This is a genomic window from Fluoribacter dumoffii NY 23 (genome assembly GCF_000236165.1).
In the GTDB taxonomy this organism is placed as follows: domain Bacteria; phylum Pseudomonadota; class Gammaproteobacteria; order Legionellales; family Legionellaceae; genus Legionella; species Legionella dumoffii.
The window spans coordinates 969,823-992,151 of sequence record NZ_CM001373.1 but is presented as its reverse complement, the minus strand read 5'-3'; the positions used below and the strand labels follow the sequence as shown (position 1 = coordinate 992,151).

Genomic DNA, 22,329 nt, shown 5'->3' with positions numbered 1-22,329 from the left:
ACAAGGATGGGTAGGCACTTCTCTATTATAATTGCTCTTTAAACATTCATCCTGCTATCTATGTTGCGTTCCAAATAGAGCAAGTCCTTGGGTACGAAACCAATTTTTGTCCTCTCCAATCACATAATCTTTTAATGCGGGAATTTCCTGAATCTCTGAATATCCCGTAGTTATAAAATAACTTTTTCCCAAAATGGGATATTCTTTAATATCTCTGGACGGGCTTACCAAAATATGGCCCTCCGGAATAATTTTGATTAATTGCTTTAGGAATTGCACTATTTCATTTTCGTTCTCTACCCCATTTTGCACCCCTAATAGGTAAGGTACGAAAGCAGTATCAAAAGTTTTATTTTTATCTTCCTTAAGTAGTTTGTCTAAGGTCCCGACTTTGAACTGAATATTTTTATCCAATTCATAATTGCTCTGATTCTTCAACTGAATTGCATGTTGAACTAACTCTACCATATAGTGAATATAGGACCTTCTTAATGCATTAGGGTTTATTATCCATGAGACAAAATTAATGAATTTTCCACGAACCAAAGTAAGTAAAGGTGGATACCAACACGTGAGGGCAGCAAACAGTTCGCCAATTGAAGGCAAGGGATTTCCATTTTTATCGTATTCGCAATATAAATAGTATTTTTTAAATGCTTTCATCCACGCAATGGTCACAGGATCCTTATCATAAGCAGTGATAGCTTGCGCACCCGCTTGGGCAAATAAAAAGCTGCTGTTCCCATACCCAGGAATGACCAATACATTTTTTCCTTCAATATCCGTGCGGATATCATAAGCTTTTTTTTGATTTCCAGCTAAAACGGATGCTAAATAACGTTCAGCCCCCATAGGGTAAATTTGAACTTCCTTATTATCAGAAAGTCTTGTTATACGCCTGTCCAGGATCCATTTTTTTTCTTGCCTGCTTAAAATGGTTTCAAAACCTGACATAAAATTCCTGTTCTTAATTATATATTATTGTTTCCATACTCAACGCATGGAAGAGTCATTTTGCGGTATTCAAGTTGGTAAAGTGTATCCTAATTGCTTTCCACTCGGGAATAAAGCGTTCTGTCATAACCTTAATTTTAATAATCTATTTCATAAATTACTGCTATTATTTATACAGATAGACCATAATATGAGGAAAATTATGAAATACAAAACAACAGTCGAAGTTAACCAAAAGGGTAATCTTGTGATGACAGATGGTAAATTATCACAAACTGGAGATATGACTTTTGCCTACCAGGCCCTTTTGGAAATTTGTCGGGATCAGGAAAAAAAAGGTAATGTTTTTCAAAACGGAAATCAATTCACAGTTAAGGCACTAGCAGAACCTGGGCTTTATTCGGAAAGACTCCAGGTATCAATTAACCAGGAATTCGTCAAAGATGCTATTGCCGTACTCGAAAAACAATATCCCGGATTACAAATACAAAACAAGCCTGCTGAGGTATTAGATAATACGCCTAAATTCCCCTAGTCTATGACTTTTAATTGTGGCAAGTAGCAAGGTGCTACGAGCCACAATTGCTATAGCCTTTATACCATGTTAAGAACTCAAATCTCTTTAGCAGAATTTATTTATTAATAATTATTTACAAATTACCAGAATAAATTCATTATCTTGTCCCGAGACTTGGTATCTATTCGGATCTGTATACCAATTTCACATTAGGGTAAAAATTAGACAGCACTTGGGGCTGCGATTCAATTTAACCATTTTATTTAAGGAAGAATGTATGGCTAAGATTCTTTGTGTTCTCTATGCTGATCCAATCAATGGGCATCCAAAATATTATGCCCGAGATACGATTCCCAAAATAGAGCACTATCCTGATGGCCAAAGCTTACCTACCCCCAAGGCTTATGATTTTAAACCCGGTTCTTTACTGGGTTCGGTGTCTGGAGAATTAGGTTTGCGTCATTTCCTTGAGGAACAAGGGCATCAATTTGTAGTTACTTCAGACAAGGAAGGCCCTAATTCAATTTTTGAAAAAGAATTACCGGATGCTGATGTAGTTATTTCCCAACCTTTTTGGCCTGCTTATTTAACTTCCGAGCGAATTGCCAAAGCCAAAAAACTGAAACTGGTAATCACTGCAGGTATAGGCTCAGACCATATTGATTTGCAAGCCGCGAAAGACAATAACATCACTGTAGCTGAAGTCACCTATTCAAATAGTATTAGTGTTGCCGAACATGTAGTGATGATGATTCTTTCTCTAGTAAGGAATTATCTACCCTCTAACCAGTGGGTTGTACAAAAAGGATGGAATATTGCTGATTGTGTCGTACGCTCCTATGATTTGGAGGGCATGACAGTAGGTTCTGTTGGTTGTGGACGCATTGGTATGGCCGTTATGAAACGTTTAAAACCATTTGACGTTAAATTACATTATACCGATCGCCATCGACTACCAGAAAAAATTGAAAAGGAATTGGGACTTGTTTTTCATAACCATGTTGAATCATTGGTACAAGCATGTGATGTGGTTACCCTTAATTGTCCCCTTACACCCGAAACAGAGAATCTGTTTGATGAGCGGTTAATTTATAAAATGAAACGCGGTTCTTACCTCATCAATACTGCTCGAGGAAAAATCTGTAATCGTGAAGCCATTGTCCAAGCTTGTGAAAACGGGCAGCTTGCAGGTTATGCCGGTGATGTATGGTTCCCACAACCCGCGCCTAAAGATCATCCCTGGCGAACAATGCCTTACCATGGGATGACTCCTCATGTCTCTGGATCATCCCTATCTGCACAAGCACGTTATGCTGCAGGAACGCGTGAAATTTTGGAGTGTTGGTTCGAAGGTCGCCCTATTCGCGATGTTTATCTGATTGTCGATAAAGGAAGATTAACGGGTACAGGTGCTCATTCATACACTATGGGTAATGTCACTGCAGGCGCTGAAGAGGTCTAGGTTCATTTTATACCCTTGAATATCGTTCAACATTGGAATGAGCGATATTCATCTCTGTTTTTATTAGGGATTTAGTTTTTTAACAATGCCCGCAGGACGGCTCTCACTAATTTTATATAAGTTTCAATATTCTTCTATAATAATAAAAAGATGGAGAAATATCTTTTACTACCGGTTATTTGTTATCGAATATTGAGAAAGGACATAAATGATTTCCATATCCGGCTATGCATTACAGGAAATAATGAGGCATAACCATAATATCGATACCTATTATGCCTTAAGATTAAAGGATAAACGTAGAGTCCTTCTCAAAACTCCCAATAAATATCATTCAAGTTCTGAAAATTGGGCAATTTTGCAGCATGAATATCATTTACTGAATATGATTGAAGCCCCCACTATTATCAAGGCTTATGATTTTTTACAACATCCCCAAACTCCTGTTTTAATTTTAGAGGATGTAAAAGGTCAATTGCTCACCTCTTATCTGATGATGCACCACCTGGACATTGAAACTTTTTTATATCTCGCAATACAACTTGTTGATATTGTTGGCGAGTTACACCAGCGTAATATCATCCATAAGGAAATTAAACCCTCAAACATTGTTATCGATCCTGAAAAATTAGTCCTTAAATTGGTTGATTTGAGTGCCTCCATCAAGTTAACTGAAGAAACTTTTGATTATTTAAAGGTAGGGGAACATACAGAAGGATTGGCTTATATCTCACCCGAGCAGACAGGACGCATCAATCGTCCCATTGACTTTCGAACCGATTTTTACTCACTGGGAGTAACATTCTATGAGATGTTAACTAATCGATTACCTTTTCAAACAGTAGATACTCTGGAATTGGTACATTGCCATATTGCTAAAAAGCCACCGACGGTATTGGAGATACGACCCGATACGCCAGGAATGCTTGCGGCAATCATCGACAAACTCCTGTGCAAAATGCCAGAGGATCGTTATGCCAGCATTATTGGATTAAAATCGGACCTCAAGGAATGCCTTGGCCAATTGCAGGAAAAAAAGACAATTAGTGAATTTATTCTCGGAAAAAATGACATTCATGACCATTTAAACATTTCTCATAATCTTTATGGTCGAGAACCTCAGGTAAATCAATTAATCAAAGCATTTAACCGAGTAAGTCAGGGAAATAAGGAAGTTGTTTTCATAGCAGGCTACTCCGGAATTGGAAAATCCTCTTTAGTGAAAGAAGTGCATAAGCCTATCATTCGACACCGGGGTTATTATATACACGGTAAATTTGACCTGTTACAACGAAGTACCCCATATAGTGCAATTGTTACTGCGTTAAAAAACCTGGTTCGGCAAGTACTTTCGGAAAATGAGGATAAATTACAAAAATTAAAAAGATTACTTTTATATTCTTTAGGAAATATTGGACAGGTTGTCATAGATGTTATTCCAGAAGTTGAGTTAATTATAGGAAAACAGCCGCCAGTACATCCTGTGGATCCTGCCGAAGCACAAATTCGCTTTAATTTGGTATTCCAAAATTTCATCCGTATTTTTGCGCAACCCGAACATCCATTAGTGATGTTTTTAGATGATTTGCAATGGGCAGATAGTTCTTCACTTAACTTTATTGAAAATTTACTCCAGGATCGCGAAACAAACTATTTACTCATTTTAGGTGCTTATCGCGACAACGAAATAAATGAACATCATCCCTTACAGTTATGTATTAATAATTTAAATAAAAACGAAGTAAAGTTGAGCACGTTAACCTTACAGCCTCTCCGATTAGCTAACATTCAATCTCTTTTAGCCGACACGTTTTCCAGTGCGCATAAAATCAAAGAACTTGCTCAATGTATTTTTGATAAAACCCATGGAAATCCATTTTTTATAAATGAATTTCTTAAAATTATTCACCAACAAAACCTGTTAGTGTTTTCTTATGAACATGGATCTTGGGAATGGGATTTAAAGAAAATTCAACAACAGAGTGCAACAGATAATGTAATCGACTTACTCACTGCCAAAATTCATTTGCTTCCAGAACCAACACAAGAGATCTTGAAATTAGGATCATGTTTTGGTTACCAGTTCGAATTTAAAACATTACAAATCATTAGCGGTCAATCCATCAGCCAAATTGCCGAACACTTATGTCAGGCGATTAATGATAATTTAATCTATCCGGTTGAGGAAACATATAAAACATCAGGATTACTTGGTCTTGATGAGCTCATTGCTGATGATGCCATCAATTCATTGCATTACAATTTTACTCATGATCGCATTCAGCAAGCCGTTTACCGACTGATTAAGAAACAAGAAAAACCTTATATTCATTTAAAAATCGGCAGATTATTATTAAAAGACAAGCCTCTAGTAGAACATGATGAGCGCCTATTTGAGATTTTAAAACATTTTAAACAAAGTGTGTCCTTAATTCATGATCCTGATGAAAGGTTGCAGCTGGCTCAATATAATTTATGGGCAGGTCAAAAAGCAAAATTAGAATCGGCTTATTATACAGCTAATGAGCACTTGTCTATGGGGCTCAAACTATTGAAGCCCTATGATTGGGAGAAAAATTACACCCTTACGTTTCAACTTGTTAAAGAGCTGGCAATCTGCAGGTATTTAATCGGTAAATTTAAAATCGCTAACAAGTACTTTTCAGTGCTTCTAAAACATGCACGCAATACCCTGGATCAAATTGAAATTTGCCGTCTGGAAGTTGAGATGCTCTCTGCTCGGGGAGAACATGCTGAAGCTTTGCACACCGGTTTGAATACTTTAAGATATTTTGGGGTGAAAATACCTGAGCGGCCTGGTTTAATCCATATATACAGAGCCATCTATAAAATAAAATTTCAAATAAGAAATATCCCGGCGGAACATTTGAGCTTGCCCTTAATGAAAGACTTGAAGCAGATTGCAATAGTTAATCTGATTAGTCAATTGCTCAATAGTGCATTTATTACTAATCAACAGTTGTTTGTCCTCCTGACATGTAAAAATATAAGTTTAAGTTTTAAATATGGTTATACTGAAAGCACCTCCATGTCTATCCCGGTTTATGCATTTATCATGATGCATTCTCTCAATCTCTATGAAGATGCCATTTCTTTTGTAGCCCTTTATAACCGTTTAAAACAAAAGTATGGAGATTCAAGCTTCGAAGGTAAGAACCAATTCGTATTAGGCGCTTTTATCGAACCTTTCCAAAACCCCATTAGCTTATGCAACAACACTGTAAATAACGCCTTTAAACTATGTTGTGAGGTTGGTGATTTAGTCTACAGTAATTACAGCAATTTGCTTTTGATCCTCCATGCATTTTCAGCAGGGAAAACCTTGGAGGAAGCTAAAAAGAATATCAAATCTGCTTTATCATTTATGACACGGGTCAAGATATCGGATTTTGTTAATCTGGCAAATTTTTGGGATTATTTGGCCCAATGCCTGGAAAACCCAGGGTTTACCAAAATCAAACAGATCTCGTTATTTGAACAAAATATTGTCAACGGGAAAAATAAATCAGAATTAAGCTTCTTTTATAGTTCGTTGACCTTCTTGCACTTTATGTTAGGAAATTTTGCAGAGGCAGTTAAAGCAGGAGAAAAACATGAACTCTATGCAGAATATGATAAAGGCCTAATTAGTCATTTGGATGGAAAATTTTACTACGCCCTGGCTTTGTTGAGCCAGCTTCCTGAATTATCCAAGTCAAAGCAACGGGGATATTTAAAAGCAATCAAACAGCTCAGTGCTTTAATTAAAAAATATGAAAGCTGGTGTCCAAGTAATTTTAAGGCGTATTCGTTGATTATCGAAGCGGAATGTGCCCAATTTAAGCCCAAAAATGAAAATGCTTTAAATCTTTATGAACAAGCGATAGAAACTGCTCAGGCCAATGGATTAATCTTACTGGCTGCTATAGCTTGTGAACGAGCCACTTATTATTGCGAAAAGAGGAACATAGATAAAATCGCAAAAGTTTATCTCTTTGACGCACACCGTTATTTTAAAAATTGGGGCGCCACCACAAAAGTTAAACTGCTAGAACAATTTTATCAGACCGCATCTTGGACTAATACTCTATCCGGATACCTTACCCCGCCCGCAAAAAACCATACTATAGATATCCTGGCTGTTTTAAAATTCAATCAACTCATATCCAGTGAAATTCGTCTGGACAAACTGTTACAAAAACTCCTGGTTATCGTTTTGGAAAATGCAGGGGCACAACGAAGTATTATTTTATCAAAAGAAAATGATAAATGGATAGTCGAAGCGGAAGGGAATTTGGATTACCAAAAGATTTATCTTAATAGCGCGCCGGAAGATGGACTACCATTAAGATACCCGGTCTCCATTTTAAATTATGTACAGCGTACTCAAAAACCCCTTATTTTAAATGATGCAGTTCAATCAGAATTAACCTTTCAAGATGAATACGTTCAGCAAGAAAATCCCAGGTCACTTTTGATGATGCCCCTCTTTTATAAAGGACAATTACATCGGATGTTGTATTTGGAGAATAATAGCCCACACACGTTTACTCCCAGTCATTTGGATAGTTTACAACTACTTGTTTCCCAAGCCATGATTTCGCTTGAGAATGCCAAACTATACTACCAGGCCACCCATGATCCTTTAACCGGGTTAGCTAATCGAAACATGCTGTATGAGATATTTCAACAATGCATTAATAAAATATCCCAACCTCATGAAAAAGTTGCCTTATTATTTTTAGACATAGATTATTTTAAAGTAATTAATGATTCCCTGGGACATGATAATGGGGATAAACTATTAATTCATATTGCCAAAAAAATTACTTCATGCTTACGAGACGGTGACATCGCAGCTCGACTAGGTGGTGATGAATTTACAATAATTTTGTCTGGTATTTCTTCAAAAGAACAAATTACTGCAATTGTTGAGCAATTGTTTACAGAAATTTCCAAACCTATTCCTATTGACGATCATTTAATCCCCATTGCATCCAGCATGGGCATAAGTATTTATCCTGATGACGGCAAAAATATTGAAACCTTGCTTAAATTGGCTGATACGGCCCTATATCAAGCAAAGGAAAAAGGCAGAAATCAATTTCATTATTATTCCACACAGCTTTATGAAGAGTACCGGCAAACACACAGTATTGGCAAGGATTTGCAGCGTGCATATGATATTCAGGAATTTTTTTTAATGTATCAACCTATTCATAATATTAACTCTGGGGATATTATAGGATTTGAATCCTTATTACGCTGGAATCACCCTGAAAAAGGCGTATTGGAGGCTTCAAAATTTATCCATAACTTAGAAAAAAACTCATTAATCATACCGGTAGGTGAGTGGATTATAAAAAATGCATGCCGCCAAGCAAAAGTTTGGCGGGATAAACAAATATTTTCTGGTCCCATTGCAATTAATATCTCCACCATACAATTTATTCGTCAGCCACTTAGCAAACTTATTGCGGAGGCATTGGCTGAAAATCAACTCAATGCCTCCTCTATCGAAATTGAAATTACAGAATCTGTTTTCATGGAATATAGTGATAAATTATACGAGGAAATCAATGCATTAAAGGAAATGGATGTTCGTTTGGTAATTGATGACTTTGGCACAGGATATTCCAGTTTGGCTTATTTAAAACGGTTGCCAGTAAAAAAAATCAAAATTGATAAAGAATTTATAAGTGATTGCCATTCTGATTATTTAGATCAAACTATCATTAAGGCAGTTGCAACAATAGCTCATAAATTAGATATGGTTGTTGTTGCCGAAGGGGTAGAAAACAAGTTGCAACTTAAATTTTTACAAGAGCAAGGTATTGATGCTGTTCAAGGTTATTATTATTCACATCCCCTGTCCGTAGAAGAATGCGAAAACATCCTGAAGAATCAGTCGCTAAAAAAAAATAAGCATTCTTGAACTATTTGAATCATCAGACAGAAACCAAAGAGTTTCAAGGAGAATATCCTCGAGTTGTAGCTAAGTTCCATCGCCAGTTATTTTTTCCTTAATTTAAATATAACCAATTTTTTTACAAATTTTATTTAGACCATCTATACTAAGCAATGATATTTTAAAACTAGGGAAGGAACAAATCATGTATAAAAAAATGATACAAACAGCTGCATTTGCATTTACATTAGTACTCAGCCCAGTAGTATTGGCGCATTCATGGTGCGGGGAAGGACTTAAAAATATGGTTGAGTCATTGAAACTTGATGACACTCAAAAATCCAAAATTAAACCCATTTTAGAACAACTTAAATCTACAATGAAAAATGATGTAGAACAAATGAAGGATATTAGACAACAACTGAACCAACAAGCTGAATCTACAAATATGGATCAATCCACTGTGGACAGCTTAATTGATAAGAAGACAAAATTGCTTGGGGATATAATGAAAGCAAAAATAACTGCCAAAAATCAAATTTACGCCATACTTACACCCCAACAAAAAACAGAACTTCAAAATAAAATGAAAAAAATGGAAGAAAAAATGGAAGAAAAATATAAAAAATGTCATGAAGAATAGATAAAGTAATCCATAGATATTGAGTTCAGGAACAATTAACTTTGTTCCTGAACTATTATGCAAGCAGGTAAGCAATGTTATTAAAAGAATATCTAGGCTGTGATGTAATTGAACTTGCAAAACGAATTAAAACACGTGAAATTGGCCCTACTGAAGTTTTAAACTGTGCCCTTCAACGAATTTCTGAAGTCAATCCAACAATCAATGCTGTAGTAACAGATTGTTTTGACTTTGCAAAACAATCTCTCAAAAAATTAAATGGCAATGAGCCCTTTTATGGGGTTCCACTGTTAGTTAAAGATCTGGGCCAGCCAATTGCGGGCATACGCAGCACTGAAGGTTCACGTTTTTTTGCGCACAATATAGCGCAAACTACCAGCGATCTGGTGAGCAAAATGATGGCTTTGGGATTTATTCCAATTGCCAAAACCAATACCCCAGAGCTTGGTCTTTCCTATGTTACTGAGTCAGCTTTACTAGGACCTTGCCGTAATCCTTATGATCCAAATCGGACAGCTGGAGGCTCCTCAGGCGGTTCAGCAGCGGCAGTCGCAGCAGGGATCGCTCCTGTTGCGACAGCAAGTGATGGCGGAGGGTCAATCAGGATCCCTGCGGCATGCTGTGGGTTATTTGGTTTTAAACCCACTACTGGTATAACCCCTTCTGGACCATTGAATAATGAATTATGGTCTGGGCTAGCGGTGAACTTTGTTTTAACCCGTTCTCTCCGTGATTCTGAGGCATTATTTTCTCATATCGCTGATCAATCTCGCGTAAAACCTCTGCCTAGAAATAAAAAGCTAAATATAGTTTCCCTGGATGGAGTTTTTGCACCAGTTTCTGTTGAATTCCCCTGCCTTCAAGCGGTGAAAAAAGCCGAAGAATTATTAAGGGATTCAGGGCATAGGTTACAGAATAAATATGTGGCGATGGATCTTAATGCCATTGCCGAATGTGTGATTACGATTATTGCGGCCAATACCTATACGGTAATCAAACTCCAGGAAATTCAATTAGGAAAAAAGGCGGAGCCTGCGGAACTTGAACCGGTGACCTGGGAGTTTTATCAACAGGGGCAAACTCTTTCGGCGTATGATTTTCTTACTGCAAAAAGTCGTTTATATCAGCTTATGCAGCCACTGCATCAGATTTTAAAACAGACCGATATTGTGTTAACTCCTGCTTTAGCCCAACTTCCACTCTACATCGGAGAATTAAGTACTGATGAGGTGTTTGATCTTTATTTGCAGAAAAATGTGGAATTTTCACCTTTCACCTCATTATTTAACCAAGCGGGTTTACCAGCTATGACTCTCCCAGTCATGTTTCATAATCAACTGCCTGTATCTGTACAAATGGGAGCGGCTCAAGGTAATGACTTGCTGCTTTACTCTATTGCCAGGGAACTGCAAACTGTGTTGCCTGATTTTACCCGTTTAATACCTTTGACATAAATAAATGACGAACTGCCCATGTAAAAAATATCAAAATGTCACTATTGAGCCCATGATTCTTTACACGCCGATATAGAAGCGATCATGAGAGAGGATCTTGTCGTATATGAAGTGAGTCATGGAATTGAGGTCAATTATAAACCTTTATCACTTATTTTAAGTGATGCAAACCAAAACGTATGGAGGCTACCTTAATGCTTTTACAGCTTATGCCGAAATTTATGTTGATGGCATATAGGTGCATACTCAACACCGGTGTAAAGGCGATAGGCGAATGCTACTGCAAATTCTTGAGAATCGCTTTTGAAAAAAGTTCCAATAACATCAATTCGGTACCAGTGAATTTCAAGCTTCGGAATTTTATAAAAATCTGGATTTAATACTGAGTTTATCAGGAGAAATATCAAAAATCCGAAATTAACTATAACTTTTTTTTAATATTTTAAAATGAAGTCCAGAGACAGGAATATTAGGAGCTGTTAAAGAGCCCTCATAATAAGGGCTCTCTAAAGCGGCACTTTATCTATTCATTCCAATGTCTTTCACACCACCACTTTTGTCAGACATGCTGCTTACTTTTGGCATATTATGCTCAGTATGCATATTATTGGTTGCAGCATTTTGACTCATGGGTGCATTTTGGCCCATTGGGGCTTTAGTCCCCATTGTAGTTGGTTTTGATTCAGGTTTTTTGGCTTCCTGTTTCTCTTTGGGAGTAGATAATTTCTTGTTATGAGCATTAGCTCCTTGGGTATGCTTCTTCGTGCTTCCTGTTTTTGCAGAGGAAGACACCTTTTTAGAAGCTGGTGCTGCAGATTTTTTCGCAAGCGAAGAGGTTTGTTTAGCAGCTGGTGCCGCAGCTTTTTTGGCAGATGAATTTTTAGAAACAGTTGCCCCTTTTTTACTGGATGATGCAGCCTTTTTAGCAGCAGAGACAGTTTTTTTAGCAGCTGTAGTTGCTTTTTTGACAGCTGAAGTGGGAGCAGTACCTTTTTTTGTCCCAGATCTCAGGGAAGAGGAGGCCTCATCCATGGCTTTTTTTACATTATGCTCCATATTACGAGACATGCCTAGCCAATTCCTTTCAAGAATATTGAATGTCTCTCTCATGTAATTAAGAGTCATATTACTGTTCTGGATAAATAACTCCATATTTCTATCAAAAAATTCTTCTGGATTTTTAAAACTTAGTAAATCCATTGGCTTCATTAATGATAGGTTTTGCATCATCTTAACATTGAGTTCCATCAGTTTCTGCAGAGGATTATCAAAGTTATTAAACATTTTCTGGTCGAAAAATTGATTGTTCATTAGCATCTCCTTATGTTGCATTGCACAATTAAGATTAGTTATTATCCTTGCATTTGTCAAATAAAAATCATCTAAATTCACATAGTTATATCCCATGAATTCATCAATAATTTCTATTAGGCTATTGGATTAATTTTTCCATTTTCTCCAAAAAACCAAAAGTAAAAACAGAATTATTTCTCAACACTTGCTTCTGGTGACAGTATCGAAAATGCAGCAAAATATTTTTCTTTCAGGTAAATAAAAACAGCTCCCATAGTGAATTTATGGATATAAAAGGAAGTACTGTATTTACTGCGTATTATACGTTGCAAGAAATCAAGATGCCCTGATTTAGGTTTTACTTAAACATTTACTTTCAATGATTAAAAAATCGCTAAACCAAAATGAATATTCAGGGAATCCAAAATAATTTGGTACATAAAGTTTAAAATTAACGTAGGTATTTTTTTATAAAAATCGTTAGCATAAAAGCTGTGTTTTCAGGTAGGATGAATAGGGTTTTTATTGTTATTTTTTTTCAAGGAGAGCATTGTGGGCAAACTTACTGTGGATGGAATGACCGCTGTTGAAAAAGCAAAAAAAGACCGTGCGGAAGTGTTAAAAACATTAACTTCCAGGCCATTTAACTTAAAGGATGAGGAGCAACAAGCTGCATTAAAAAAATACATTAACGATTTCGAATATAATGCAAATTTAATGTATCTTTTTCAAGGAATGAGCACTGGATTAACAGCTTGGGGTGGTTCCTGGATCGCAGGGTTTCTTTTGCCTATTCCTGAGTTCGCCAATTATTTTCTAAGTATGTTCCTCTATTGCGGCGTTGCCGGCTACATACTCCAAAATTTCAGCATGGATGACTTCCATAACCAGCTTGATGAGATGAAGACACTGTACACCTGGTGTCTGAAGAACAATCAGCCTGTATATGATGGCTCTGATAATACTGAAACACTCTCTAATCCAGATATTCAGCGAATGATCAAATTAATGGCGCCACTTTGTACCACTGAATTTATGTTGGTATGGAAAAAAGTCACCGTCACTGAGGAGTCTAAGGTTTCTATTTGGAACAGTGTATACAATGTATACTCTCTTTTTTCCTCACCCAAACCTGATGTAAATCTTAATCGCCTGCAAGATTTAAAGGCCAGTGTAGAACGCCGGGAACTTGAGGTGGGTGTTTATAAAGGTGTAGAGGGAGCACTTCGCTATTTCGCAACAGACGTTCATTTTAGAGAACTTTTACTTGCAAAAGTCCAAAAAACCACTGAGCAAATAAAAAATATGGTACCTTCCGTATTAAGCCTGGGGCACTCAAAATCTGAATAGACGTATTACCGCCCGGGTATTGCCAATTGCCCGGGGAACATTTCTATATCCCAAACGACAATAAAATTTGAGTTGTAAAGCGGCTTCTTAAATAAAATCCACGAGGTAAAGTTTTAATTTTATTTCCGTGAATATCGTATCCATAACATAAAGATTTTCCATTTGCAGCTTTGGGACGTACTTGCAGATACTCTCCTTCTTTCGCATCCAGGCTTTCAAGTTGTCCAGTACCAATTTTCAATGACAAATAACTCCAGTCCGCTTCCAGAATATTTTCCTGAGCTTTATCTGGAGACCATAAAAAACCTTGTCCAACTCTTCTTTGGTGATAAGGGATATCGGCATCACCTTCAATTGGAATCCATAGTATTCTTCTTAATTTTAAATAACATTGGGACGTTTTCCATTCTTGTTTATGAATTGTAAGTAAAGGAATGGACGTGATGAATGTTGATTCAGTAGGTTTTCCAGACTTATTTAATGGAAGAGTTTTAAGTTCTACTCCCAACTCTTTAAAATCCGGCAATGAGTTATTCTGGGCATCAGTGCCTAAAGCCAATTCAATTGCCTGGCCCACCCACCCTTTTCGTTGGTTTGGATTATCGGGAATAGGTAGATCCAAACCAAAACCAAGTTGTGCAAAGCTAAGACCAGCTATGTCGGTGCAACGCTCAATTATTTCAGCTTCAGTTTTCGGCGGTCTGAGTTTTAGGAGCGAGCTCACCTTGTCCCTCTTTTATTTCAATAGCAATTGGTTCTATAGGCGGTTTGATATTGGCCGCTTTAAACTGAGCCATTATGGCAAATAATACTTTAGACTGAACTTCAATTCGAGTGTGGATTTGCACATTAATAAAGTAGCGAACCTCAAATTCAAGTAGCGCTTCATCAATTTTCTTTAGGAAAACCTGAGCTGGTGGATCACCAACAATTTCAGGAGTAGTAGCCAGTATATCCTGTATCAATTGCTGAACCATGCACGGATCATCAGAGCGGCTGACTTTTATTGGAATAACTGTGCGGACAATCCCATCCTGATGGGTCCAGTTAGTAAATGGTTTATTGAAAGTTTCCGCATTAGGAATCAACACCTCCATGTTATCCCAAGATGAAACCCTCATTGAGCGAATCCCAATATGGGATACACGCCCTTCATGTTCACCTACAGTTACCAAATCCCCCTCTCGTACAGGTCTTTCGACCAGTAACATCAAGCCCCCCACAATATTGCTGGCAAAATCACGCAAACCAAAACCCATACCCACGGCCAGTCCACCAATAATCATTGACATACCGCTAAAATCGAATCCCAGGACATGTAAGGAAACAAAACCACCCAAAAGAACAACGGCATATTGACTAAAGACTGAAAGACTATTTCTAATTCCTGCATCTTTAGCATTTTTAAATAGCCAGCGATAACAAAATTCGCGAGTCCATTTCGAAGCCCATACAAAAACAGCCAGCAGGATAAAAAAGCCAATTGTGCTTGTCACAGTAACATGTATTCCAGGGATATTCACAATGGTATATTGGGCAAACTTACCCAAACTGACCATAACGGGCGAATCAGAATGCCAACCAAATAATTGAAATAGGACCAATATGCTTGCCACAAGCAATAAAATACGCAGAATTTTGTCCAACGGCTTTAAAAATACTTCTATCCACAACCAGCCATTTCGCAAAGAAGAAATCATTAATTCCGAGAATAACTCTAGAGCATCGAATACTAATCCTCTTGAAAGTATGTAACCTACAAGTACGAGCAACGCATAGGCCTGATATTGGCTCATACTCCATGCTAAATTGATGAAGCCAGATAATCCAATTACGGCTGTTGTAAATAAAGTTATTGGTACCAGAACAACCAATAATGAAATAGCGTTGACTACATACCTTTTTTGGCTTTTTAATAATGGCCCCAAAAGATAAGGAATTACATCTTTACTTTTCCAGGCTACCAAGGACACCGTTAAAATAAACAGCATAAATAAACGATTAAATATATCCTGAAGCAATATCGATAAAGGAAGTGAGTGTCCAAGGGTCATTAAGGCAGTTGTCCAGCCCCCAAAAAGTGAAAGCCATTTCAAACGGTAATAGAGTTTGACATCCTTACCTGATGAGTCTGTGATTCGTTCCAATAAAACAAGACGTGCGATTAAGATTAAAATTTTGAAAGTAAACCATACGGCGATTAATTTTAATAATAACTGATAATTGGAAAAGGAAATATGGGTTATATAAAGTAATGACCAGAGCATAGATACAATGCAAAAATAAGGTATGTTTCTTTGCACTAAAACAAGTACACCATCGTAGAGGTAACCGGTTAAACGGGATCGTTCTTTATCCCTTCTCAAGATTTTTAAAATGCGGCTTATCATAAAGAAGAAACTTGCGATGAAAGCAAATCCACCCCATAAAAGTACCATTGATAAAGGACTTAACCATAAATAGCTGTCATAAACTTTTAAGCTCAAGGTTTTAATATATTTATAAAATAAACCGGGGATAGCCGCAATTTTGTGAAGAATAAAAGGCCAGCTGCTTATATTGTAATCCGCAAGGGTTTGCCGTGCTGACATCAATTGTTTGAGTTGAATTTGATAATCAGACAAATTCTTGAGAAGAGCTTGCTTTTGGACATTCGCCTCCTTGAGTTGTTGTGCAAGGACATCCTGTAAGGAACGAATCGATTTTTTTAAATTTGGCGAGCCGACAAGTTTCGTCTCTGTAATCAGGAAGTCGCCTATTTTTTGTATGGTTTTTTCAACCTTGGAATATTGGTTTAATGCATCTTTATAAATATCCGTGATCAATTGCAGGTTTTTTGTATCAGGATTTTTAAGATAGATAATATCTGCTCTGACTACAGTTTTTTGTATATTTAAAGCATTTAAATGATTTTGAATTGCTGCAATATTTTGATTATTAATCAGTAACATCGCTTCATAATCTGCAGCTGGAATGGGTTTGGGTGATTTGATTCGTTTATCCTGATGCTTTTCCGCATTGCTTTCATAAAGTACGTTTAAGCGTTTATTAAGCTGCTCTTTTAAAGATTTAATTTGCGCGAGTTTTTGTTCCAGCACAAAATGTGAATGCCACAATTCCAAATGCCTTACCTCCTCATTTAGGGCAGCTTGAAATTCTTTAGCAAGTTTTAAATTTTCAGTTATAAGTTGGGTAGTCTGCTTGTTAATGTTAAGCAGGTTTTCCACTTTTTCTACACGTTCAGGGATGCTCGTATTCTCCTTTTCTATGGGCATCTGCTGAAGCAGTTTTAAGCGCTGATTTAAATTATTTTGTTCTTTGTACTGATGATCAAGAAAGCTTTCCAAGCTTTCGATCTTCACGCGAGTCATCGAAAGTATCGCTGACACTTGCTTCATTTTGTCACTAAATTCTTTCTCGCTTTTAAGCAATATAGGCTGCTTTGTATCTTGAATTGCAGCAGTTAAATGGACTTTTTCCTGGGTTAAGTATTCAGTAAAGGTAGCAGTTTTGTTTACTGGGACAGTTTTATTTACTGGGACAGTTTTTGCAAAAGAAGAACAAAAAAACAATAATAACAGAAAACCACAATATGCTTGAATTGAAGTTTTTTTTATAATGGAAGACTTATTACGAATACAGGAATCCTTTTCCAGGTTGATGCGTTCGCCAACTGGATGAGGGATCCCTGTATTCCTGGGGACAAACAACTTTTTTACGAGGTCAGCAAGGCTTCTACCAAGTTTTTTATTTAGTTTGTGTCGTTGGAGCAAGTCTTATTCCTAATTCAGTTAATTGTGCTTGACCTGTGGGTGATGGCGCACTCGTTAAAAGACAGGATGCTGTTTGCGTTTTAGGGAAAGCAATAACATCTCTGATAGATGTTGAATCTGTAAGTAACATAGCGAGGCGATCAATACCAAGAGCAATACCACCATGGGGCGGTGCGCCATATTGCAAAGCATCGAGTAAGAATCCAAATTTTTCCTGAGCTTCTTGCTCATTAATTCCAAGTAACTCAAAAACTGCTTTTTGCAAATCAGATTGATGAATCCGGATTGATCCCCCTCCGATTTCATATCCATTAATGACTATATCGTAGGCTTTAGCTAAAGTTTTTGTGGGATTAGCCCGTAAATTATCAGGAGAAAGATCTTTAGGTGAAGTAAACGGATGATGCATTGGGTTTAACTTGTTTACTGCATAATCCATTTCAAACATTGGCCAGTCAACAACCCATAGTAATTCCCAACCTTCTTTAAGAAGTTTTCTATCATGGCCCAATTTTATTCTTAATGCGCCCATAGCTTCATTTACAATATGGTTTCTGTCAGCACCAAAGAAAAGGACATCCCCTGTTTTAGCTTCCGTACGCTGTAAAATTGCCTGTATTGCTTCTTCAGAGAGGAATTTTAAAATAGGTGATTGCAAGCCCGTTAAACCTTCATCCAGGTTGTTTACTTTAATGTAAGCAAGACCCTTAGCCCCATATATACTGACAAAGCGCCCATAATCATCCAAGTCTTTTCTACTTAGATCACATCCGCCCGGGAGTCGTAGTGCAATTACTCTGGATTCTGCATCATTTGCAGCAGTAGAAAATACCTTAAAATCACAATCTTTTACCAAATCAGCGATATCGATAAGTTCCAGAGGATTTCGCAAGTCGGGTTTATCACTGCCGAAGCGTCTCATGACTTCAGCATAAGGCATTCGGCGTAACTTTTCGGGTAGGTCTACATTAAGCGTTTCTTTAAATACTTTTTTTAACAAACCTTCGATAAGATTGAGGATACTTTCTTCATCAATAAATGACATCTCGATATCAAGTTGTGTAAATTCAGGTTGTCTGTCAGCACGTAAATCCTCATCCCGAAAACAACGAACGATTTGATAATACTTGTCAAAACCAGAAATCATAAGCAACTGTTTAAAAAGTTGTGGTGATTGCGGTAACGCGTAGAATGATCCTGGATGCACCCTTGAAGGCACCAAATAATCACGAGCCCCTTCTGGAGTAGCTTTAGTCAGCATAGGTGTTTCAATATCTAAAAAATTTTGCTCATTGAGATAAGTGCGAATGCAGCTGGTTAACTGATGCCTTAAGGTGAGCTTATGCTTCATTGAGGGACGGCGCAGGTCAATATAACGATATTTATAGCGTAGGTCCTCATTTACACTCTGAAAATCATCAGGCAAGAATGGCGGGGTTGGTGATTGATTCAAAATCTCCAGCCCAGTACCCAAAACTTCAACGGTACCTGTAGCCATTGCAGGATTAATCATTCCATCGGGTCTTTTACGGACAACGCCAGTGATACGCACAACGAATTCGGAACGCAATTTTTCTGCATCAGCAAAAGAAGTTTTATTTTCCGGCTCATATACTACCTGTAAAATGCCTGAGCTATCACGTATATCAAGAAATATGACGCCACCATGATCCCGGCGATGATGTACCCAGCCACATACAACAACTTCATTACCTAAACTTGACTCATCCACGCCCAAACAGTAGTGTGTACGCATATAAAAACCGCCTATTAAAATTTTTTACAAAGTGTTTGCTAATGCTGCCTCGGTTACTGGCGGCATAACTCCTAAAGAAATTATAAATTTTAGTGCTTCATCAATACTCATATCCAGCTCAATAACATCATTTCGAGGAAGCATCATAAGAAAACCTGAAGTAGGGTTAGGAGTAGTGGGTATGAATACCGAAACCATTTCCTGATTAGTTTTAGTGTTAAGTGCTGTATTGGCCGAACCAGTTTGAAAAGCGATACTCCATAATCCTTTGCGTGGATACTCAATCAGCACTACTTTTCGAAAGGCTTCGCTATTTGTTGATAATACAGCATTTATTACTTGTTTAACTGTTTTATAAATGGATCGGACCAGAGGAATTCTGACAAGCAGAGACTCGCCCCACTCCACTATTCGTTGTCCGAAATAATTGGTGGCAATTACACCGGTGATAAGCAAAATAACCAGTGACAAGATAACCCCCAAACCTGGGATATAATGTCCGATTAATTGTTCCGGCTGATATGCTTTAGGAATTAAAGCCAATGTATTGTCGAGTAAGTCAATAATAAAGCGCAATACGCCAATGGTGATGAGTATAGGTAACCATACCACTAACCCAGTGAGTAAATAGCTTCTTAAAGACATTGATTTCACTTATTGTCACCATCTTGAGTAGTTTTTGATGAGGAAGTGTCTTTTGTTTTTTCTGCAGGAGCAGAATCATCATTTTTAGCTTTAGTCTCTGGTGTCTTGCTCGCTTTGTTTTTAAAATCAGTAGCATACCAACCCGTACCTTTTAGTTGAAAACCAGCAGCGGAAATAAGCTTGATAACAGTATCTTTATAGCATACAGGGCACTGTTTAACAGGATCATCACTGACTTTTTGCATTAAATCAAAATGATGGTTACAACTGGTACACTGGTATTCATAAATTGGCATTTGAAAATGACTCCATTAACTTCAGGTAGTTCAATCTAACCTGTTATTATAGCTAACTCCATAGAGATGGACAATACGTACCCCTGAGATAAGAATCGATTCTCTACATAAAATCTGGAATTTAATCAAATTCTTATAAAAATTTTTCGCCTGTATAAAAAAACGGCTACTATAAAATTTAAAAAAAGAAACAAAATCGCATAAAACAGCCCTGCATTTTGGGGGCTAAAACTTCCAAATAAATATTGAGTGATAGCCACTCGCATAATATCCTGCGTCCCATTGGGTAAAGTAAGTACAAATATGGATTGAAGTTTCAGCAATACCACATGAAAAATAAAGATAAATAATGCATTCATCCCTAAAATCTTAAAAGGTAATGACCACTTTGTATAACCCAATACATCGATTACAAAAAAACATAAACCAAAAACTATAAGTGAAAAGCCACTACTCCATAAAACAAAGGTGCTGGTCCATAAATTTTTATTAATTGGGAAATAATGGTTCCAAAACCCGGCTACAAAGAGGCACAGTATCCCTATGGTAATCAAAGTGAAACTTTTCTTTAGTTTACTGCCAGGAGTTAGTAAATATTGTCCGACTAAAAGTCCAGAAAGGGTTGTGGCAATTGCGGGTATAGTACTTAAAAATCCTTCAGGATCAAAGTTCTTGAATAATAGATGTCTGGGAGAAAAGAGGTGAGTTTCAATGTAACTTACCCAATTTTTTGCCATGCTTAATTGATCAAATCCTGGACCTGGCACTGGAATTTGTGTGAGGAAAAACCAATAACCAATGAGAATACCCACTAGAATAATTATTTGGGTGCGAAAGGATGTATGGAGATAGAGAATAGAACAAATAAGATAACACCAAGCAATACGTTGCAATATTCCATATATCCGTATAGTGGATAAATCTATCTGCTTGGGAAAAATATTTAGGAATAGTCCGAAGAACATTAAAAGAAGAGTACGAGTCAATATACTTCTATAAAGTTGGGCCTTGCTTTCATCATTTAGGTGTCTTTGCAAGCTGATCACTGTTGTGATCCCTACAATAAACAAAAAGGCAGGAAAAACTAAATCCGCCAAACTGCATCCGTTCCACTCAACATGCATTAAAATCTTGTAATTTTCTCGTGAGCCCAGGCTATTTACCAGGACCATTAATGCCATCGTCAGACCACGAAAAACATCCAGAGATAAAATACGTTTAGTTTCAGTTGAATTACTGCCCATAGAAGAAATATATTAGAAAAAAGAATATGATAGCAATAATCTGCTACGTTGTCTTTAAACCCCGTACCGGAACATCCATATGATAGACATAGTGCTTAATGATTTGCTCTGCCTGTTCACAGGTTAATGGTTTACTGATCGCCCCTTCCATGAAATAGTGTTGACAATCGTATTTGACCACGTCTGCTTCAAACCCAGTCAAAGCTATTATGGGAACATGGTGGTTTGTGTTTTTTTCTTTTTGTCTTAATTGTTTTGCAACTACATAGCCGGAAGAATCCTCCAATCCAATATCCATCAACACCAAATCATATTTTCCAGGATAAAATAGGTTGACTGCGCTCTCTGCAGAATCTGCTATATCAACATGGCAATGCAATGCTGTGAGCAATGCTTTCTCAACATTTTGCGCAATTATATTATCTTCTACCATGAGCACTGTAGGTAAATAACCTTCTTTTAAAGTGTGCTCTAATTTTTGGCTATTTTCCTGAAATTCACCAACATGAGTTTCAAGTTCTTTGTTTAAAGTAATATCATTTAAAATTACGATTAAGCCTATAATTTTTCTGTTACGATTGTACATAGGGACTCGCGAAGATTGGAAGTAGTGAAGCTTCCCTGCAGAGTCGCTAATAGGTTTTTCCTCCACATGGTGTTGGGGAATTCCTGAAAAAATCACTTTCATATCATCTAATTTTAATTCTTCTATTCTTTCCTTATCCCAATGTGCAGATTCCTCCATCTGTTGGTAAGGGGAACCTTTTAAATCATTAAGTGTATTGAGGCCAAGCAATTTGACAAAGTTGTGATTGCATCCTTTTAAGTTGCATTCCGTATCTATCCAATACACAATATTGGGCATTGAATTGATAATTTCCATATAATATTGATGTATGGAATCAATATCTTCTTTGGTCCTGTTTTTGGCGTGGGATGACATGCAAGCGCTCCAATAATTTATCTTTTCGCAACTAAATTATAGTACAGGTAAATTATTTTGATTGAGGTGGAGGGCTAATGCCTAAAGAAAA

Annotated in this window: 15 protein-coding genes; 6 read left to right on the top strand and 9 right to left on the bottom strand. The window is 37.1% G+C overall.

The annotated features are described in order from the left end of the window. Positions 1-54 precede the first annotated feature (54 nt). Positions 55-954, bottom strand: a complete 900-nt coding sequence (locus KYQ_RS04605; RefSeq protein WP_010653740.1) for a hypothetical protein — start codon at positions 952-954, stop codon at positions 55-57. A gap of 202 nt (positions 955-1,156) precedes the next feature. On the opposite strand from KYQ_RS04605, the gene KYQ_RS19105 reads away from it, so the two are divergent. The 5 genes from KYQ_RS19105 to KYQ_RS04580 all read left to right on the top strand — a co-directional run bounded on the left by KYQ_RS19105 (position 1,157) and on the right by KYQ_RS04580 (position 10,938). Then, positions 1,157-1,489: a hypothetical protein gene (locus KYQ_RS19105; RefSeq protein ID WP_010653741.1), complete on the top strand. Its 333-nt coding sequence runs from the start codon at positions 1,157-1,159 to the stop codon at positions 1,487-1,489. Positions 1,490-1,748: 259 nt separating this feature from the next. Next, on the top strand, positions 1,749-2,933 hold the full coding sequence (locus KYQ_RS04595) for an NAD-dependent formate dehydrogenase (RefSeq protein WP_010653742.1): 1,185 nt from the start codon (positions 1,749-1,751) through the stop codon (positions 2,931-2,933). A 208-nt stretch (positions 2,934-3,141) separates the two neighbouring features. Then, on the top strand, positions 3,142-8,868 hold the full coding sequence (locus KYQ_RS04590) for an EAL domain-containing protein (RefSeq protein WP_010653743.1): 5,727 nt from the start codon (positions 3,142-3,144) through the stop codon (positions 8,866-8,868). A 178-nt stretch (positions 8,869-9,046) separates the two neighbouring features. Then, on the top strand, positions 9,047-9,484 hold the full coding sequence (locus KYQ_RS04585) for a Spy/CpxP family protein refolding chaperone (RefSeq protein WP_010653744.1): 438 nt from the start codon (positions 9,047-9,049) through the stop codon (positions 9,482-9,484). Positions 9,485-9,558: 74 nt separating this feature from the next. Next, positions 9,559-10,938, top strand: a complete 1,380-nt coding sequence (locus tag KYQ_RS04580; RefSeq protein WP_010653745.1) for an amidase — start codon at positions 9,559-9,561, stop codon at positions 10,936-10,938. Between the two features lie 519 nt (positions 10,939-11,457). Here the strand turns inward: KYQ_RS04580 and KYQ_RS04570 are convergent. Further along, positions 11,458-12,249 carry a hypothetical protein gene (locus KYQ_RS04570; protein ID WP_010653747.1) on the bottom strand — a complete coding sequence of 264 codons (792 nt, stop codon included), beginning with the start codon at positions 12,247-12,249 and terminating at the stop codon, positions 11,458-11,460. A 534-nt stretch (positions 12,250-12,783) separates the two neighbouring features. On the opposite strand from KYQ_RS04570, the gene KYQ_RS04565 reads away from it, so the two are divergent. Beyond that, positions 12,784-13,581, top strand: coding sequence for a hypothetical protein (locus KYQ_RS04565; RefSeq protein WP_010653748.1), 798 nt, complete (start codon positions 12,784-12,786; stop codon positions 13,579-13,581). Positions 13,582-13,624: 43 nt separating this feature from the next. Here KYQ_RS04565 and mutH read toward each other — a convergent pair whose 3' ends face one another. The 7 genes from mutH to KYQ_RS04530 all read right to left on the bottom strand — a co-directional run bounded on the left by mutH (position 13,625) and on the right by KYQ_RS04530 (position 22,238). After that, positions 13,625-14,305 (bottom strand): DNA mismatch repair endonuclease MutH, encoded by a 681-nt coding sequence (gene mutH, locus KYQ_RS04560; protein WP_010653749.1) that lies wholly within the window; start codon positions 14,303-14,305, stop codon positions 13,625-13,627. Beyond that, complete coding sequence (locus tag KYQ_RS04555; protein WP_010653750.1) at positions 14,268-17,354, bottom strand: mechanosensitive ion channel domain-containing protein; 3,087 nt, start codon at positions 17,352-17,354, stop codon at positions 14,268-14,270. Before KYQ_RS04555 ends, mutH begins: the two co-directional genes overlap by 38 nt. Then, positions 17,329-19,110 (bottom strand): aspartate--tRNA ligase, encoded by a 1,782-nt coding sequence (gene aspS, locus KYQ_RS04550; RefSeq protein WP_010653751.1) that lies wholly within the window; start codon positions 19,108-19,110, stop codon positions 17,329-17,331. The genes KYQ_RS04555 and aspS overlap by 26 nt, the downstream gene beginning before the upstream one ends. A gap of 24 nt (positions 19,111-19,134) precedes the next feature. Then, entirely contained in the window at positions 19,135-19,764 is a 630-nt protein-coding gene (locus tag KYQ_RS04545; protein WP_010653752.1) for a DUF502 domain-containing protein, read from the bottom strand. After that, positions 19,761-20,051 (bottom strand): FmdB family zinc ribbon protein, encoded by a 291-nt coding sequence (locus KYQ_RS04540; protein WP_010653753.1) that lies wholly within the window; start codon positions 20,049-20,051, stop codon positions 19,761-19,763. The genes KYQ_RS04545 and KYQ_RS04540 overlap by 4 nt, the downstream gene beginning before the upstream one ends. A gap of 125 nt (positions 20,052-20,176) precedes the next feature. Continuing rightward, the gene (locus tag KYQ_RS04535) at positions 20,177-21,295 is read right to left on the bottom strand and encodes an acyltransferase family protein (RefSeq protein WP_010653754.1); all 1,119 of its coding nucleotides are present in this window, start codon (positions 21,293-21,295) and stop codon (positions 20,177-20,179) included. A gap of 43 nt (positions 21,296-21,338) precedes the next feature. Beyond that, positions 21,339-22,238: a response regulator gene (locus tag KYQ_RS04530; RefSeq protein WP_010653755.1), complete on the bottom strand. Its 900-nt coding sequence runs from the start codon at positions 22,236-22,238 to the stop codon at positions 21,339-21,341. Between the last annotated feature and the right edge of the window lie 91 nt (positions 22,239-22,329).

Bases quoted from the DNA above. Each gene is read 5' to 3' on its own strand.
- KYQ_RS04605 (WP_010653740.1), bottom strand. From the start codon at position 954: ATGTCAGGTTTTGAAACCATTTTAAGCAGGCAAGAAAAAAAATGGATC.
- KYQ_RS19105 (WP_010653741.1), top strand. From the start codon at position 1,157: ATGAAATACAAAACAACAGTCGAAGTTAACCAAAAGGGTAATCTTGTG.
- KYQ_RS04595 (WP_010653742.1), top strand. From the start codon at position 1,749: ATGGCTAAGATTCTTTGTGTTCTCTATGCTGATCCAATCAATGGGCAT.
- KYQ_RS04590 (WP_010653743.1), top strand. From the start codon at position 3,142: ATGATTTCCATATCCGGCTATGCATTACAGGAAATAATGAGGCATAAC.
- KYQ_RS04585 (WP_010653744.1), top strand. From the start codon at position 9,047: ATGTATAAAAAAATGATACAAACAGCTGCATTTGCATTTACATTAGTA.
- KYQ_RS04580 (WP_010653745.1), top strand. From the start codon at position 9,559: ATGTTATTAAAAGAATATCTAGGCTGTGATGTAATTGAACTTGCAAAA.
- KYQ_RS04570 (WP_010653747.1), bottom strand. From the start codon at position 12,249: ATGAACAATCAATTTTTCGACCAGAAAATGTTTAATAACTTTGATAAT.
- aspS (WP_010653751.1), bottom strand. From the start codon at position 19,110: ATGCGTACACACTACTGTTTGGGCGTGGATGAGTCAAGTTTAGGTAAT.
- KYQ_RS04540 (WP_010653753.1), bottom strand. From the start codon at position 20,051: ATGCCAATTTATGAATACCAGTGTACCAGTTGTAACCATCATTTTGAT.
- KYQ_RS04535 (WP_010653754.1), bottom strand. From the start codon at position 21,295: ATGGGCAGTAATTCAACTGAAACTAAACGTATTTTATCTCTGGATGTT.
- KYQ_RS04530 (WP_010653755.1), bottom strand. From the start codon at position 22,238: ATGTCATCCCACGCCAAAAACAGGACCAAAGAAGATATTGATTCCATA.